The sequence below is a fragment of the Flavobacterium sp. ACN6 genome, from assembly GCF_002304005.1.
Lineage (GTDB): Bacteria > Bacteroidota > Bacteroidia > Flavobacteriales > Flavobacteriaceae > Flavobacterium.
In genome coordinates, this window is sequence record NZ_MRCQ01000008.1 from 121278 (window position 1) to 137289 (window position 16012).

Annotated in this window: 16 protein-coding genes; 15 read left to right on the plus strand and 1 reads right to left on the minus strand. The window is 34.2% G+C overall.

Annotated elements, in window-relative coordinates:
• Positions 1-160: 160 nt before the first annotated feature.
• Positions 161-1156: a TlpA disulfide reductase family protein gene (locus BSF42_RS13850; protein ID WP_095953681.1), complete on the minus strand. Its 996-nt coding sequence runs from the start codon at positions 1154-1156 to the stop codon at positions 161-163.
• Between the two features lie 156 nt (positions 1157-1312).
• Here BSF42_RS13850 and aspS point away from each other — a divergent pair, with 156 nt between their 5' ends.
• The 15 genes from aspS to BSF42_RS13925 all read left to right on the plus strand — a co-directional run bounded on the left by aspS (position 1313) and on the right by BSF42_RS13925 (position 15985).
• Positions 1313-3064, plus strand: coding sequence for an aspartate--tRNA ligase (gene aspS / locus BSF42_RS13855; protein ID WP_095953682.1), 1752 nt, complete (start codon positions 1313-1315; stop codon positions 3062-3064).
• 303 nt (positions 3065-3367) lie between these two features.
• The gene (locus tag BSF42_RS13860) at positions 3368-3562 is read left to right on the plus strand and encodes a cold-shock protein (protein ID WP_007137066.1); all 195 of its coding nucleotides are present in this window, start codon (positions 3368-3370) and stop codon (positions 3560-3562) included.
• A gap of 242 nt (positions 3563-3804) precedes the next feature.
• On the plus strand, positions 3805-4170 hold the full coding sequence (locus tag BSF42_RS13865) for an NADH-quinone oxidoreductase subunit A (protein ID WP_095953683.1): 366 nt from the start codon (positions 3805-3807) through the stop codon (positions 4168-4170).
• A gap of 156 nt (positions 4171-4326) precedes the next feature.
• Positions 4327-4875 (plus strand): NADH-quinone oxidoreductase subunit B, encoded by a 549-nt coding sequence (locus tag BSF42_RS13870; RefSeq protein WP_035646217.1) that lies wholly within the window; start codon positions 4327-4329, stop codon positions 4873-4875.
• Position 4876: 1 nt separating this feature from the next.
• Positions 4877-5398 carry an NADH-quinone oxidoreductase subunit C gene (locus BSF42_RS13875; protein ID WP_095953684.1) on the plus strand — a complete coding sequence of 174 codons (522 nt, stop codon included), beginning with the start codon at positions 4877-4879 and terminating at the stop codon, positions 5396-5398.
• Positions 5399-5500: 102 nt separating this feature from the next.
• Positions 5501-6739 (plus strand): NADH-quinone oxidoreductase subunit D, encoded by a 1239-nt coding sequence (locus BSF42_RS13880; protein ID WP_095953685.1) that lies wholly within the window; start codon positions 5501-5503, stop codon positions 6737-6739.
• Positions 6740-6991: 252 nt separating this feature from the next.
• Entirely contained in the window at positions 6992-7522 is a 531-nt protein-coding gene (gene nuoE / locus BSF42_RS13885) for an NAD(P)H-dependent oxidoreductase subunit E (protein WP_095953686.1), read from the plus strand.
• Between the two features lies 1 nt (position 7523).
• Positions 7524-8894 carry an NADH-quinone oxidoreductase subunit NuoF gene (gene nuoF / locus BSF42_RS13890; protein WP_095953687.1) on the plus strand — a complete coding sequence of 457 codons (1371 nt, stop codon included), beginning with the start codon at positions 7524-7526 and terminating at the stop codon, positions 8892-8894.
• An 89-nt stretch (positions 8895-8983) separates the two neighbouring features.
• Positions 8984-10015 (plus strand): 2Fe-2S iron-sulfur cluster-binding protein, encoded by a 1032-nt coding sequence (locus tag BSF42_RS13895; RefSeq protein WP_095953688.1) that lies wholly within the window; start codon positions 8984-8986, stop codon positions 10013-10015.
• Positions 10015-11073 (plus strand): NADH-quinone oxidoreductase subunit NuoH, encoded by a 1059-nt coding sequence (gene nuoH / locus BSF42_RS13900; RefSeq protein ID WP_172426691.1) that lies wholly within the window; start codon positions 10015-10017, stop codon positions 11071-11073. Before BSF42_RS13895 ends, nuoH begins: the two co-directional genes overlap by 1 nt.
• A gap of 164 nt (positions 11074-11237) precedes the next feature.
• A complete protein-coding gene (locus BSF42_RS13905) occupies positions 11238-11783 on the plus strand; it encodes an NADH-quinone oxidoreductase subunit I (RefSeq protein WP_113677152.1) in 546 nt (181 codons plus the stop codon).
• 2 nt (positions 11784-11785) lie between these two features.
• Positions 11786-12325, plus strand: a complete 540-nt coding sequence (locus tag BSF42_RS13910; protein ID WP_095953690.1) for an NADH-quinone oxidoreductase subunit J — start codon at positions 11786-11788, stop codon at positions 12323-12325.
• On the plus strand, positions 12325-12645 hold the full coding sequence (gene nuoK / locus BSF42_RS13915) for an NADH-quinone oxidoreductase subunit NuoK (protein WP_008466103.1): 321 nt from the start codon (positions 12325-12327) through the stop codon (positions 12643-12645). The genes BSF42_RS13910 and nuoK overlap by 1 nt, the downstream gene beginning before the upstream one ends.
• 6 nt (positions 12646-12651) lie before the next feature.
• The gene (nuoL, locus tag BSF42_RS13920; RefSeq protein ID WP_095953691.1) at positions 12652-14535 is read left to right on the plus strand and encodes an NADH-quinone oxidoreductase subunit L; all 1884 of its coding nucleotides are present in this window, start codon (positions 12652-12654) and stop codon (positions 14533-14535) included.
• A 10-nt stretch (positions 14536-14545) separates the two neighbouring features.
• The gene (locus tag BSF42_RS13925) at positions 14546-15985 is read left to right on the plus strand and encodes a NuoM family protein (RefSeq protein ID WP_095953692.1); all 1440 of its coding nucleotides are present in this window, start codon (positions 14546-14548) and stop codon (positions 15983-15985) included.
• The last annotated feature ends 27 nt before the right edge of the window (positions 15986-16012 follow it).

The window sequence follows — 16012 nt, forward strand, 5'->3', positions numbered from 1 at the left end:
ACATTAAAAAAACTTTTAGTTAACAATTTGGTAACATTGAATAAAAACTTAACATTGGAAAAGTTATGAAAACAAAAAAACCAGCGCTCACGCACTGGTTTTACTGGTATTTTAGAAAAAAACTATGTTTTACGATAACGTTGTAAATTCTGTAAATAATTTAGTTCAATAACGAACTTAGTTGTTTATCAAGCTCAGGATCAGATGGTCTAGGAGCTTCTGATTTTACCACATTTCCACTTGGATCAATTAAAATAAATCTCGGAATTCCAGTTACACCATAGTTAACTACAAACTCAGATTCCCAATCTTTATCTGCAAAAAGCTGTACACCTCCAAGATGTTTATCTGTTACAAACTTTTTCCATTTTTCATTGTCTTTCAACTTATCAATCGAAATACTCACAAACTCAATATTTTTTCCGTGGTACTTTTCTTCAATCTTTTGTAAATAAGGAATTTCAGCTCTACAAGGCGCACACCAAGTTGCCCAAAGATCGATGTATACATACTTTCCTTTTAAGTCAGACAATTTTGTTTTGCCTCCTTTAAAGTTTTCGTAATCAAAATCTGGAGAAACTTTTCCAACCATTTTATTTGCTTTTGCTGCTCTATCATATTCTGCAGCAGCATATTGGTGGAAACCGTCAAAACTACGCTTTAGTGCCGTTTTAAATTCTGGATCAAAATCACCTTTTTCAAGACTTTCTGTATCCGCTTTCAATTTCGCGTCAAGTAAAGCAGTAAATTCTCCTGATTCTTTAGCAAAAGCATCTTTCTGAAAGTTTTCATCTTTTAAGGCTTGCTGCGCTAAAAAGTTACTTTCGTTTACACCTTTACCTTTATATATTATAGTCTCATCAAATTCTTTAGCATTCATAGTCAAGTTAACTTCTGAATTTGGTTTTAAATAAAGACTTGAAGATTCTGTTCCGTCCGAAAACATATAAAATCCTTGCGGCGCATCAAATGCAGCAGAAAAAACCTCTTTTTTGTTGATCGGAATTACTTGTGTGAAATTATCTTTTCCTTTTATTACTAAAGTGTCACTGTTTCTATTTGCGATTTTAGCAGTGAATTTAATAGAGCTCTTGCTTTGACCAATAACATTCAAAGCATTAAAAATTACCAAACCTGCAACAAAAAGTTTTTTCATAGGTATTAAATTAGTTTTTAGTGATCCAAATCTAAAGAATTTAAAGCTTCGTAATTTAAGAATTAACAAAATATTTGAAATTATTCTGCATCAACTTATCACTTTACTATATTAATTTGAATTTTGTGTTTACTTTTGCAGTCTAAAATTTGCATCATGTATAGAAGTCATAATTGCGGCGAGTTAAATGCCTCAAATATTAATACGGAAGTTACTCTAGCGGGCTGGGTACAAAAGTCACGCGATAAAGGATTTATGAATTGGGTTGACTTACGTGACCGTTACGGAATTACACAACTTATTTTTGATGAAAGCCGTACCGATAAAACAGTTTTTGAATTGGCTAAAACTCTAGGAAGAGAATTTGTGATTCAAGTAAAAGGAACTGTAATTGAGCGTGAAGCTAAAAACAAAAACATTCCAACTGGTGAAATCGAAATTTTAGTTTCTGAATTAACGATTTTAAACACTGCTCTTACTCCTCCATTTACAATTGAAGATGAAACTGACGGCGGAGAAGACATCAGAATGAAATATCGTTATTTAGATATTCGTAGAAATCCAGTAAAAAACAGTTTATTATTCCGTCACAAAGTGGCAATGGAAGTTCGTAAATATTTATCTGATTTAGATTTCTGCGAAGTTGAAACTCCGTATTTAATCAAATCTACTCCAGAAGGAGCAAGAGATTTCGTCGTACCAAGCCGTATGAACGAAGGACAATTTTACGCTTTGCCACAATCTCCTCAGACTTTCAAACAATTATTGATGGTTGGTGGAATGGATAAATATTTCCAAATTGTAAAATGTTTCCGTGACGAAGATTTACGTGCAGACCGTCAGCCTGAGTTTACACAAATCGACTGCGAAATGGCGTTTGTAGAACAAGAAGACATTTTAAATGTTTTTGAAGGCTTGACAAGACATTTATTAAAAGAAATTAAAGGTATTGAAGTAGATAAATTCCCAAGAATTACCTACGACTATGCCATGAAAACATACGGAAATGACAAACCGGACATTCGTTTCGGAATGAAGTTTGGCGAATTAAACGAATTTGCGCAACACAAAGAATTCCCTGTATTTAATGCAGCTGAATTGGTTGTCGGAATTGCTGTTCCTGGAGCAGGAAATTATACTCGTAAAGAAATTGACGGATTAATTGACTGGGTAAAGCGTCCACAAGTTGGTGCGTCTGGAATGGTTTATGTAAAATGTAATGAAGACGGTACATTTAAATCATCTGTAGATAAATTCTACGATCAAGATGATTTGACAAACTGGGCAAAAACAACAGAAGCACAGCCAGGAGACATGATTTTTGTACTTTCTGGTCCAGCAAATAAAACACGTGCGCAGCTTTCTGCTCTTCGTATGGAATTAGCAACTCGTTTAGGATTGCGTAATCCAGCAGAATTTGCTCCTTTATGGGTTGTAGACTTCCCATTATTAGAATTAGATGAAGAAAGCGGTCGTTACCACGCTATGCACCATCCTTTTACCTCTCCAAAACCAGAAGATATGGCTTTGTTAGAAACAGAACCAGGAAAAGTTCGTGCAAATGCGTATGATATGGTTTTAAACGGAAACGAAATTGGCGGCGGCTCTATTCGTATTCACGATAAAGCGACACAGCAATTAATGTTCAAATATTTAGGATTTACAGAAGAAGAAGCAAAAGCACAATTTGGCTTCTTAATGGACGCTTTCCAATTTGGAGCGCCGCCTCATGGAGGATTAGCTTTCGGATTGGATAGATTGGTCGCTATTTTAGGAGGACAAGAAACCATTAGAGATTTTATCGCTTTCCCAAAAAACAATTCTGGACGTGATGTAATGATCGATGCACCTGCTGCAATTGATGATGCACAATTGAAAGAATTACATATAAAAATCGCATCTATCTAAAATTTATAGAAATTAAATATCGAAAGCGTCTGAAAATTTTCAGACGCTTTTTTTACATTAAAAAACATCGAAATAAACTTAAAATAAGTGTTTTTCAAAATATCAAATTCCTACAAACGCATTGTTTTTATATTCCTACAATAAATGATTCTTAAATTATGGTATTCCATATAAAATTTGATGCAATAAACTACGTAAAAACACTGGAAATCAATAATTTTTACAAAAAATTAACACCTTAGTGTCTTTTGTATGAATTTATATGTTACATTTGCTTTATTATAAATTATTATTACAATTACAATGCGTACAGGTACAGTAAAATTTTTCAATGAATCTAAAGGTTATGGATTCATTACAGACGAAGAAACAGGAAAGGATATCTTCGTTCACGCTTCAGGAATTAACGCGGAAGAATTACGCGAAGGTGACCGTGTAAGCTACGAAGAAGAAGAAGGAAGAAAAGGGAAAGTTGCTGCTAAAGTAGCAGTAATCTAAGAAAAATATAGCAATTTATTTTTTTTGCCTCTGAATGGTCTCAGAAACGTTTCGATTAATTTCGAAACGTTTTTTTTTGCCCATTTCTTAAAATAATATTAAAATACGCTCTTATTATTTATAATCAATAAAAATTAGGCATAAACGCCGTTTCGCACCCAACTTAAAACCTTTTTTAACTTGTGTTTTACAGAGTTGAAAGTTATCTTTGTGGCTCATTTTTTAAGTAAAAAATCGAAGCTATGCAATCTGATCAATACAGTTACATTCCTATTTTAATGCAGTTTATTCTAGCTGTTGGTTTTGTGGTAGGAACAATCATTATTTCTGGAAAATTAGGACCAAAAAGAACCTCAGAAGTTAAAGATAAAAACTTCGAATGCGGTATAGAATCTGTTGGTAATGCCCGTATTCCTTTTTCTGTAAAATATTTCCTAGTCGCCATTTTGTTTGTATTGTTTGACGTAGAGGTAATTTTCCTTTATCCATGGGCAGTAAACTTTAAAGACTTAGGAATTGAAGGGATGTTGAAAATGTTAGTTTTCATGTCATTGCTTTTAGTTGGTTTCTTTTACATCATCAAAAAGAAAGCATTAGAGTGGGAATAAATTGAGATTTTAGATTTTATTTCTGATTTTAGATTTAACCTTTTAAAATTAAGATTTAAGATTTAATATCCCTCGAATAAAATTTGATTTAAAAAATTGATTTTTCTTTTACGATTCAAAAAATCTAAAATGTAAAATCAGAAATCTAAAATAAAAATGAGCGATTCAAAAGTAAATATGGTTGCGCCACCTGAAGGGGTTGTAGGAGAAGGTTTCTTCGCTACAAAACTAAATGACGTTGTAGGTTTGGCACGTGCGAATTCTCTTTGGCCTTTACCTTTTGCAACATCTTGCTGCGGAATTGAGTTTATGGCAACAATGGCATCTCATTATGATTTAGCTCGATTTGGTTCAGAGCGTGTGAGTTTCTCTCCGCGACAAGCAGATATGTTATTAGTAATGGGAACTATTTCAAAAAAAATGGCGCCTATTTTAAGACAAGTATACGAGCAAATGTCAGAACCTCGCTGGGTAATTGCTGTTGGAGCATGTGCTTCATCAGGAGGAATATTTGATACTTACTCTGTTCTTCAAGGAATTGACAAAGTAATTCCTGTTGATGTTTATGTACCAGGATGTCCTCCGAGACCAGAACAAATCGTTGATGGAGTTATGAGACTTCAAGAATTGGTAAAAAGCGAATCTGTGAGACGCAGAAGTTCACCAGAATACCAAGAATTATTAGCTTCATATAATATCTCATAAGATGGCTTTAGAAAATACCCAGATTCAAGATAAACTTACAGAAACATTTAACAACGATGTTTTTAACTTTCAACAAGAAAGAGATATTTTTTCTTTAGAAGCTTCGGCTGATAAAATTACTGCATTGATTCTATTTCTTAAAAACGATCCAGAATTACGTTTTCATTTCTTAACAGATTTGTGCGGTATTCATTATCCAGACAATGAAACAGAACGTCAGTTTGCAGTTGTATATCATTTGCACAACTGGTACGAAAACAAAAGAATAAAGATCAAAGTTTTTCTAAACGGTGAAAAACCAGAAATCAAATCAATTTCAAATATCTTCTTAAGTTCAAACTGGATGGAAAGAGAGACATACGATTTCTTCGGAGTCAATTTTATTGGCCACCCGCAATTGAAACGTATTTTGAATATGGATGAGATGGTGTCTTTCCCTATGAGAAAAGAATTCCCAATGGAAGACAGTGGAAGAACTGATAAAGACGATAGATTCTTTGGAAGAACAACGACTAATGCATAATTAACAATTTACAATTGAAAATTAGCACTATATAAAAAGGAACAAAAGTATTAATGGTTAATTGAAAATTATCAATTATCAATTATCAATTTTTAATTACAAATGTCAGAACTATTATTACCACCAGAGCATCGTTATGCTAAAATAATTAAGGAGAAACTAAACGAAGACGGAAGCGAACTTTCGGTACTGAATTTAGGTCCGACACACCCTGCAACACACGGTATTTTTCAAAACATACTGTTGATGGATGGTGAGAGAATTCTTGAGGCTGAACCAACTATTGGTTACATCCACAGAGCTTTCGAAAAAATCGCCGAAAATCGTCCTTTTTATCAAATTACTCCTCTAACTGACCGTATGAACTATTGCTCCTCTCCTATTAACAATATGGGGTGGTGGATGACATTAGAAAAACTATTAGGTATCGAAGTTCCAAAAAGAGCGCAATATCTTAGAGTTATCATTATGGAGCTTGCTCGTATTACAGATCACTTAATCTGTAACTCGATTTTAGGTGTAGATACTGGTGCGTATACTGGTTTCTTATACGTATTTCAATTTAGAGAAAAAATCTACGAAATCTACGAAGAAATTTGTGGAGCTCGTTTGACTACAAATATGGGAAGAATTGGTGGTTTTGAAAGAGACTGGTCTCCAGAAGCTTTCAAAAAACTAGACGCTTTCCTTGAAGAATTTCCAGCTGTTTGGAAAGAATTCGAAAACTTATTCGAAAGAAATAGAATTTTCCTTGATAGAACCGTAAACGTAGGCGCAATTACTGCAGAGCAGGCAATGGCATACGGATTTACAGGTCCAAACTTACGTGCTGCCGGAGTTGATTACGACGTTCGTGTTGCACAGCCTTATTCATCTTACGAGGATTTTGATTTTATTGTTCCTGTTGGAAAATCAGGCGACACTTATGATCGTTTTTGTGTTCGTAATGCTGAAGTTTGGGAAAGTTTAAGCATTATTCGTCAAGCATTAGATAAAATGCCTCCAGGAAACGAATATCATGCTGAAGTTCCAGATTATTATCTGCCTCCTAAAGAAGATGTTTATAACAACATGGAATCTCTAATTTACCACTTTAAGATTGTAATGGGAGAAGTTCCTGTGCCAGTTGCAGAAATTTACCACCCTGTAGAAGGAGGAAATGGAGAATTAGGATTTTATTTAGTTACTGACGGAAGCAGAACTCCATATAGATTACATTTCAGAAGACCTTGCTTTATTTATTATCAAGCATATCCAGAAATGATTAAAGGTGCTTTACTTTCTGATGCAATTGTTATTTTATCAAGTTTAAATGTAATTGCAGGAGAATTAGACGCCTAGCAGATTGTAGATTTTAGATTGTAGATTTTAGATTGCTGATTGAAAATGAAGATTTAGAATTTAGATTTAAAAATTATAATTAGGAACTGAAATTCAGATTGAAGAATCTAAAACTTAAACAATGCTTGAAGAATTATAGATTGTAGACAAAGATTGAAAAAATCTAAAATCTAAAATTATAAGATTGCAGAATATGGATTATGGACAAAGATTGAAAAATCTAAAATCTAGAATCTAAAATCTAAAATAAAAATGGAACGTAAACATTACACGCAAGAAATAAATATGACTGAAGCATTGATCGCTCGTATCAATGAATTGATCAGTCATTATCCGGAAGGCAAACAAAAATCGGCTTTACTGCCTGTTTTACATGAAGTTCAGGATGCACATAACAACTGGCTTAGTACTGAACTACAAGATAAAGTTGCTGAAATTCTTCAGATAAAACCAATCGAGGTTTATGAAGTAGTTACTTTTTACACCATGTTCAACCAAAAGCCAATTGGTAAATACATGTTTGAGTTTTGCCAGACTTCTTGTTGTTGTTTAAACGGTGCCGAAAATTTAATGGATTATACTTCTGAAAAATTAGGCATTAAAATGGGCGAGACAACTCCAGACGGAATGTTTACCATTGCCGGAGTAGAGTGTTTAGGTGCATGCGGATACGCTCCGATGATGCAGTTAGGCGATTTCTACAAAGAAAAATTGACAGAAGAAAAAATCGATCAGATAATAGCTGATTGTAAAGAGGATAAAATAATATTACACGATAAATAAGATGTCACAAAAAATATTATTAGATAAAATCAATATTCCTGGAATTAAAACCTACGAAGTATATCGCCAAAATGGTGGTTACGCCTCTGTAGAAAAAGCTTTAAAAACATTAACACCAGACGAAGTTACTGAAGAAGTAAAAAAATCAGGTCTTAGAGGCCGTGGTGGTGCAGGTTTTCCTGCTGGAATGAAATGGAGCTTTATTGATAAAAAATCAGGAAAACCAAGACATTTAGTTTGCAACGCCGACGAATCTGAACCGGGAACTTTCAAAGATCGTTATTTGATGGAATACATTCCTCACTTATTGATTGAAGGAATGATTACTTCTAGTTTCGCTTTAGGCGCTAACCTTTCATATATCTACATTCGTGGAGAATATATGTGGGTTTTCAAAATTTTAGAAAGAGCAATCGCCGAGGCAAAAGCTGCAGGCTGGTTAGGAAAAAATATATTAGGTACAGGTTACGATCTTGAACTTCACGTTCACTGCGGAGCCGGAGCTTATATCTGCGGAGAAGAAACTGCACTTATCGAGTCATTGGAAGGTAAAAGAGGAAATCCTCGTATTAAACCGCCTTTCCCAGCAGTTTCAGGACTTTGGGCAAATCCAACCGTGGTAAACAATGTTGAAACTATTGCAACGGTGCCGTGGATCATTAACAATTCTGGTGATGATTATGCTAAAATTGGAATTGGTCGTTCTACAGGAACTAAATTAATTTCTGCTTCTGGACACATTAAAAATCCTGGGGTTTACGAAATTGAATTAGGTTTAAGTGTTGACGAATTCATGAATTCTGATGAATATTTAGGAGGAATGTCTTCAAGCCGTCCGTTAAAAGCATTTGTACCTGGAGGTTCTTCTGTGCCAATTTTACCAGCTGAATTGATTTTCAAAACAGCAAACGGCGAAGACAGATTAATGACTTACGAATCTTTAAGTGATGGTGGTTTTGCTACCGGATCTATGTTAGGTTCTGGAGGATTTATCGTTTACAATGACACTGCTTGTGTGGTAAGAAACACTTGGAACTTTGCTCGTTTCTACCACCACGAATCTTGTGGACAATGTACACCTTGTCGTGAAGGAACTGGATGGTTGGAAAAAATATTATGGAGAATTGAAAACGGTCAAGGCCGTGAAGAAGATATCGAATTATTGTGGAGCATTCAAAGCAAAATTGAAGGAAACACAATTTGTCCGCTTGGTGACGCAGCTTCTTGGCCAGTAGCAGCTGCAATTCGTCACTTTAGAGATGAATTCGAATATCACGTTCGTTTCCCTGAAAAAATAAAAAATAGAGATCACTTTGTTACCGAGCCTTTCTCACAAGTGAAACATTTAGTGGGCGGTAAAGTAATAATATAGTCAAAAGTTAAAAAGTCGAAAGTTGGAAAGTTTAAAAGTTATGTAAATTGACTTTAGACTTTAGACTTTAGACATTAAGACATAAAGAAATGAAAGTAACCATAGACGGTCAAAGTATAGACGTAGAGCCAGGAACAACGATCCTGCAGGCTGCACGTATGATTGGTGGAGATTTGGTACCGCCAGCCATGTGCTATTACTCAAAATTAAAAGGCAGCGGCGGAAAATGTCGTTGTTGTTTAGTTGAAGTTTCTAAAGGTAGTGAAGCTGACCCAAGACCAATGCCAAAATTGATGGCATCTTGTGTAACAGGATGTATGGACGGAATGGAAGTAAACAGTAAATCTTCTGCCAGAGTTACGGAAGCCCGTAAATCTGTAACAGAATTTTTATTGATCAACCACCCATTAGACTGCCCAATTTGCGATCAGGCTGGTGAATGTGATCTTCAAAACTTAAGTTTTGAGCACGGAAATCCGAAATCACGTTTTATTGAAGAAAAAAGAACATTTGAACCAGAAGATATTGGCCCAAATATTCAACTGCATATGAACCGTTGTATTTTATGCCAAAGATGTGTACAAGTTGCAGATCAATTGACAGACAACAGAGTTCACGGAGTATTAGATCGTGGAGATCATGCTAATATTTCAACTGGAATTTCTAAAGCAATCGACAATGAGTTTTCTGGAAACATGATTGACGTTTGTCCGGTTGGAGCTTTAACAGACAAAACTTTCCGTTTTAAATCAAGAGTTTGGTTTAATAAACCTTATAACGCACACAGAGAGTGTACAACTCCAGGATGCTGCGGTAAAACTACAGTTTGGATGTTTGGTGGAGAAATTCAACGTGTAACTGGTCGTAAAGACGAGTACCATGAAGTTGAAGAATTCATTTGCAACAGCTGTCGTTTTGAGCACAAAAATGTGAATGACTGGGTTATTGAAGGACCAAGAGAATTTGAAAAAGATTCTGTTATCAACCAAAATAACTACACTCAAAAATTAGAGAAAGTACAAATCGATACTGAAAAGAATATTCTTATGGGTAGAGATATTGACCGTAAAAAAATTAGTATGGCTGAAATTCCATTAAACACTAACAACAAAAATTCTTAATGATGGTAGATGGTGCGTTTATTATAGAAAAGAGTGTTGTAATTGTTGTGGTTTTTGCTATAACAATGATTATGGCAATGTATTCTACTTGGGCTGAACGTAAAGTTGCAGCTTTCTTACAAGACCGTGTTGGACCAAACCGTGCTGGATGGGGAGGTTTATTACAGCCGCTTGCTGATGGTATGAAATTATTCTCTAAAGAAGAATTTTTCCCAAACACGCCAAATAGATTTTTATTTGTTGTAGGTCCTGCAATTGCCATGAGTACAGCCTTAATGACAAGTGCTGTTATTCCGTGGGGAGATAGACTTCATGTTTTTGGAAGAGAAGTAATTCTTCAGGCAACTGATATTAATATTGCTTTATTATACATTTTTGGAGTTCTTTCAGTTGGAGTTTACGGGATCATGATTGGTGGATGGGCTTCTAACAATAAATTCTCCTTAATGGGAGCTGTTCGTGCAGCTTCTCAAATGGTTTCTTACGAGGTTGCAATGGGATTATCAATGATTGCTTTATTGATGATGACTGGAACAATGAGTTTAAAAGAAATGTCATTACAACAACAAGGTATGAACTGGAATGTATTCTATCAGCCTTTATCGTTTTTAATTTTCTTAATCTGTTCATTTGCAGAAACAAACAGAACTCCTTTTGACTTAGCGGAATGTGAGAGTGAATTAATTGGAGGTTACCATACAGAATATTCGTCAATGAAAATGGGATTCTATTTGTTTGCTGAGTATGCGAGTATGTTTACTTCTGCAACTATTATTTCTGTATTATTCTTTGGAGGATATAACTATCCAGGAATGCAGTGGATGGTTGAAAATGTTGGAGTTAATGCAGGTAACTTATTAGGAATTGCAGTATTGTTTGCAAAAATATGTTTCTTCATCTTTTTCTACATGTGGGTTCGTTGGACAATTCCAAGATTTAGATATGACCAATTAATGAATTTAGGGTGGAGAATTTTGATTCCACTTTCGATTATTAATATTATGATTACGGGTGCTGTTATTTTAAGACACGATATCGCAGCAGCTTTAGGATTCTAAGAACCGTAATGCCCTAGCCCTGATAGAAGCGCATCCTTTTATGGTCTCATTTTTAAACGAGATAAAAGATACAGCGGATAACGGGATTAAGCTTCAAATAAAAATAAAATAGATTTTGAATTTGATTACACTCAAATTGTAAATCATAAACTATAATAATAAAAATGTCAATAGAAACTATATCATTATCGGGTAGAAAAAAGATGGTCTCTAATAAAGAGATGACTTTTTTAGAGCGAATGTATCTTGTGGCGATTGTAAAAGGATTGTTTATTACCCTTAAACATTTATTCAGAAAAAAAGTGACAATTCACTATCCTGAGCAAGTGCGTACAATGAGTCCGGTTTATCGCGGGCAGCATATGTTGAAACGTGATGAGCAAGGTCGTGAGAACTGTACTGCCTGCGGGTTATGCGCTTTATCATGTCCAGCAGAAGCCATTACTATGAAAGCTGCTGAACGTAAGGCTGATGAAAAACATTTGTATAGAGAAGAGAAATATGCTGAAATTTATGAAATAAATATGCTTCGTTGTATTTTCTGCGGTTTATGTGAAGAAGCTTGTCCAAAAGACGCTATTTACTTAACTACTTCTAAAGTTTTAGTTCCTGCAAGTTACGAAAGAGAAGATTTCATTTTCGGGAAAGACAAATTAGTTATGCCTTTAGAAATGGCTATGAAAAATGCTCAACTTAAAAACGCTAACTAAAAATGATACATATTCCTGATTTTGCGCACGCAACTACTGTTCAAGTTATCTTTTGCTTTTTAGCGTTTATTACTGTTATTACAGCTTTCTTGACAATTTTCAGCAGAAACCCAATTCACTCGGCTATTTACTTGGTGATTTGTTTCTTCTCGATTGCTGGTCATTATTTATTATTAAATTCTCAGTTCTTAGCAGTTGTACACATAATAGTCTACTCCGGAGCTATTATGATTTTATTCCTGTTTACCATTATGTTGATGAACTTAAATGAACAGCGAGAAGTACACCGCCCTAGAATTACACGTTTGGGAGCTATTGTATCTTTCTGTTTGATACTAATTGTTTTGATTACAATTTTCATCAATTCGAAACCAATTGTTGGTGAATACGATTCTACAGGAGAAGATTTCCAATCGATTAAAGTTTTAGGTAAAATATTATTGAACGAATACATGGTTCCGTTTGAATTTGCTTCGATCTTACTTTTGGTTGCAATGATTGGAACGGTTCTATTGTCTAAAAAAGAAAAATTAAATAAATAATGGGTAATATATTAAATCAAATAGGTATTGAAAACTACATCTTTTTAAGTGTTGTACTTTTCTGTATTGGTATTTTTGGTGTATTGTACAGACGAAATGCTATTATCGTTTTCATGTCTATCGAAATTATGTTGAATGCGGTAAACCTTTTATTTGTTGCTTTTTCAACTTATCATCAAGATGCGCAAGGACAAGTTTTTGTGTTCTTCTCGATGGCGGTTGCTGCAGCCGAAGTTGCGGTAGGATTGGCCATTTTAGTTTCTATTTTCAGAAATATCGGCTCAATTAGTATCGATAATTTAAAAAATTTAAAAGGATAATCAGAAATGGATACTAATTTAGCTTTAATTTTAGTTTTAACTCCTTTACTAGGTTTTCTAGTAAATGTCTTTTTTGGAAAAAGCTTAGGAAAAACAGCTTCTGGAGCAATCGGAACTGTTGCTGTAGCAATTTCTTTCGTAGTTACCCTTGTCTTATTTAATCAGATTACCCAAACAGGACAGGGAATTCAAGTTACTTTATTTGATTGGATTCAAATTAGTAACTTAAAAATCAATCTTGGATTTTTACTTGATCAATTATCTGTTCTTTGGCTGCTTTTTGTAACGGGAATTGGATCTTTGATTCACTTATACTCTATCAGTTACATGCATGATGACGAAAACATGCACAAGTTTTTTGCTTACTTAAACTTGTTCATTTTCTTCATGATTACACTTGTAATTGGAAGTAACTTATTAGTTCTTTTCATCGGATGGGAAGGTGTTGGACTTTGTTCTTACCTGTTAATTGGATTCTGGCATAAAAACCAAGATTACAATGATGCTGCTAAAAAAGCTTTCATCATGAACAGAATTGGAGATTTAGGTCTTTTGATCGGAATGTTCATTATCGGTTCGATGTTTTCTACATTAGATTATGCAACTTTAAAAACTGCAATTGCCGGAGCTTCAAATTTAAACTTACCACTACTATCTTTAGCTGCCTTATGTTTGTTTATTGGAGCTTGTGGTAAATCTGCTCAAATTCCGTTATACACTTGGCTGCCTGATGCGATGGCTGGACCAACTCCTGTGTCTGCATTAATCCACGCTGCAACAATGGTAACAGCTGGTATTTTTATGGTAACCAGATTAAACTTTGTTTTCGATCTTGCGACTGATGTACAAACTGTAATTGCAATTATTGGAGCTGTAACTTCATTAGTGGCAGCAACAATTGGTTTAGTGCAAACAGATATTAAAAAAGTATTAGCTTATTCTACAGTTTCTCAATTAGGATTAATGTTTTTGGCATTAGGATTTGGAGCTTATGAAGTAGCTGTTTTTCACGTAATCACACACGCTTTCTTTAAAGCTTGTTTATTCTTAGGTTCTGGATCTGTTATTCACGGATTACATGGAGAACAAGATATGCGTAAAATGGGTGGATTGCGTAAAGCAATGCCTATTACTTTCTGGACTATGTTAATTTCTTCATTGGCAATCTCAGGAGTTCCGTTTTTCTCTGGATTCTTTTCTAAAGATGAAATTTTAATGACAGCTTTCCACCACAGTATTCCATTATATGTTATTGGATCTATTGCTTCAATCATGACAGCTTTTTATATGTTTAGATTAATGTTTTTAACTTTCTTCAAACAATTTAGAGGAACTGAAGAGCAAAAACATCATTTACACGAGAGCGGTTCTCTAATTACTATTCCACTTATCATTTTAGCTATTTTGGCAACTTTCGGAGGATTAATAAGCTTACCAGGAAACAGCTGGTTAAATGCATATTTAGCGCCTCTTTTAGCAAAGACAGTGGGTGAAGAACATCATTTAGGCGCCACAGAATACACTTTAATGGGTGTAGCTGTTTTAGGCGGATTAATTGGAATTTTAATTGCTTATGTGAAATACTTTAAACAAGATAATGTTCCAGAATCTGATGAAAACATTACTGGTTTAAGCAAAGTTTTATACAACAAATATTATGTAGACGAAATCTACGATACAGTATTTGTAGCACCTGTTAATAGTTTGTCTAAATTTTTTAGAGATTATATCGAGACAGGACTATCTGCTCTTGTTTTTGGATTAGGTAAAATAGCAAATGAAATTGCTTTTCAAGGAAGAAAATTACAAACCGGAAGTATAGGTTTATATCTATTTGCTTTTGTTTTAGGACTTTGTGCAATTGTTTCCTATATATTTTTAGCTCAATAATATTATTACTATGAACGTTTCTACTATATTAATTATACTTTTAATTGGTGCATTTGCCACTTATTTTTCTGGTGACAAACTGGCTTCGAAAGTTGCTTTACTTTTTAGTCTAGCCGCTTTAGGATGTTCAATTGTATTATTGAATAATTTTTCTGCAGGTGAAAATATCAGCTTTATCAACAGCTGGATTACACAACCAAACATTTCTTTTGCTTTAAATGCTGACGGACTTGGTCTTGCAATGGTTCTATTAACTACAGCTTTAACTCCGATTATTATATTCTCTTCTTTCGGAAATGAATACAAAAATGCTAAAGCTTTTTATGGTCTGATCTTGTTTATGGCTTTTGCGATGACAGGAACTTTCTTAGCTGCTGATGGTCTTTTATATTATATTTTCTGGGAGCTGGCTCTTATTCCAATTTACTTTATTGCTTTAATCTGGGGCAATGGTGATGCTGAAGAACGCAGAAAAGCGGTGATTAAATTCTTTATTTACACACTTGCGGGTTCTTTATTCATGTTAACTGCATTTATTTATTTATACCAAAAAGCAGGTTCTTTCTTAATTGAAGATTTATATAAAGTAGAATTATCTGCTTGTGAACAATTTTGGATATTCTTGGCTTTCTTTTTAGCTTATGCTATCAAAATTCCAATTATTCCTTTTCACACATGGCAGGCAAATGTATACCAAAAAGCACCAACTGTTGGAACAATGCTTTTATCTGGTATTATGCTAAAAATGGGATTGTATAGTGTAATTCGCTGGCAATTGCCAATTACACCACTTGCTGCTAAAGAATACATGTATATCTTTATCGGATTAGGAATTGCTGGTGTAATTTACGGTTCAATTGTTGCTTTGAGACAAAAAGATTTAAAGAAATTATTAGCTTATTCTTCTCTTGCTCACGTTGGATTAATTGCTGCAGGATCATATACTTTAACTCTTGATGGTTTAAGAGGTGCTGTATTGCAAATGATCGCTCACGGTTTTGTGGTAGTTGGATTGTTCTTTGCTGCCGAAGTAATTTTCAGAAGATTTGAAACTAGAGAAATTGACGGAATGGGCGGTATTCGTACACAGTCTCCAAAATTCACATCAATGTTTTTAATCTTAGTACTGGCTTCTGTTGCGCTGCCAAGTACATTTAACTTCGTTGGAGAATTTACAGTATTATATAGTTTATCTCAAATCAATATTTGGTTTGCTATTCTTGGAGGAACAACAATCATTTTAGGAGCTTACTATATGTTAAGAATGTTCCAGCATGTAATGTTAGGTGAAACCAATGCTAAAACCTTTGCAGATGTTTCTTTAAACGAAGGCATTTCATTTGCTGTAATAATTGCTGTTCTATTGTTTTTCGGATTTTATCCAAAACCAATTACAGATTTGATTACACCAAGCTTGGAGACTATTTTACAAGTTATCAATAAGAACTAATATTTTAAACAAAAATAAATTAGGATT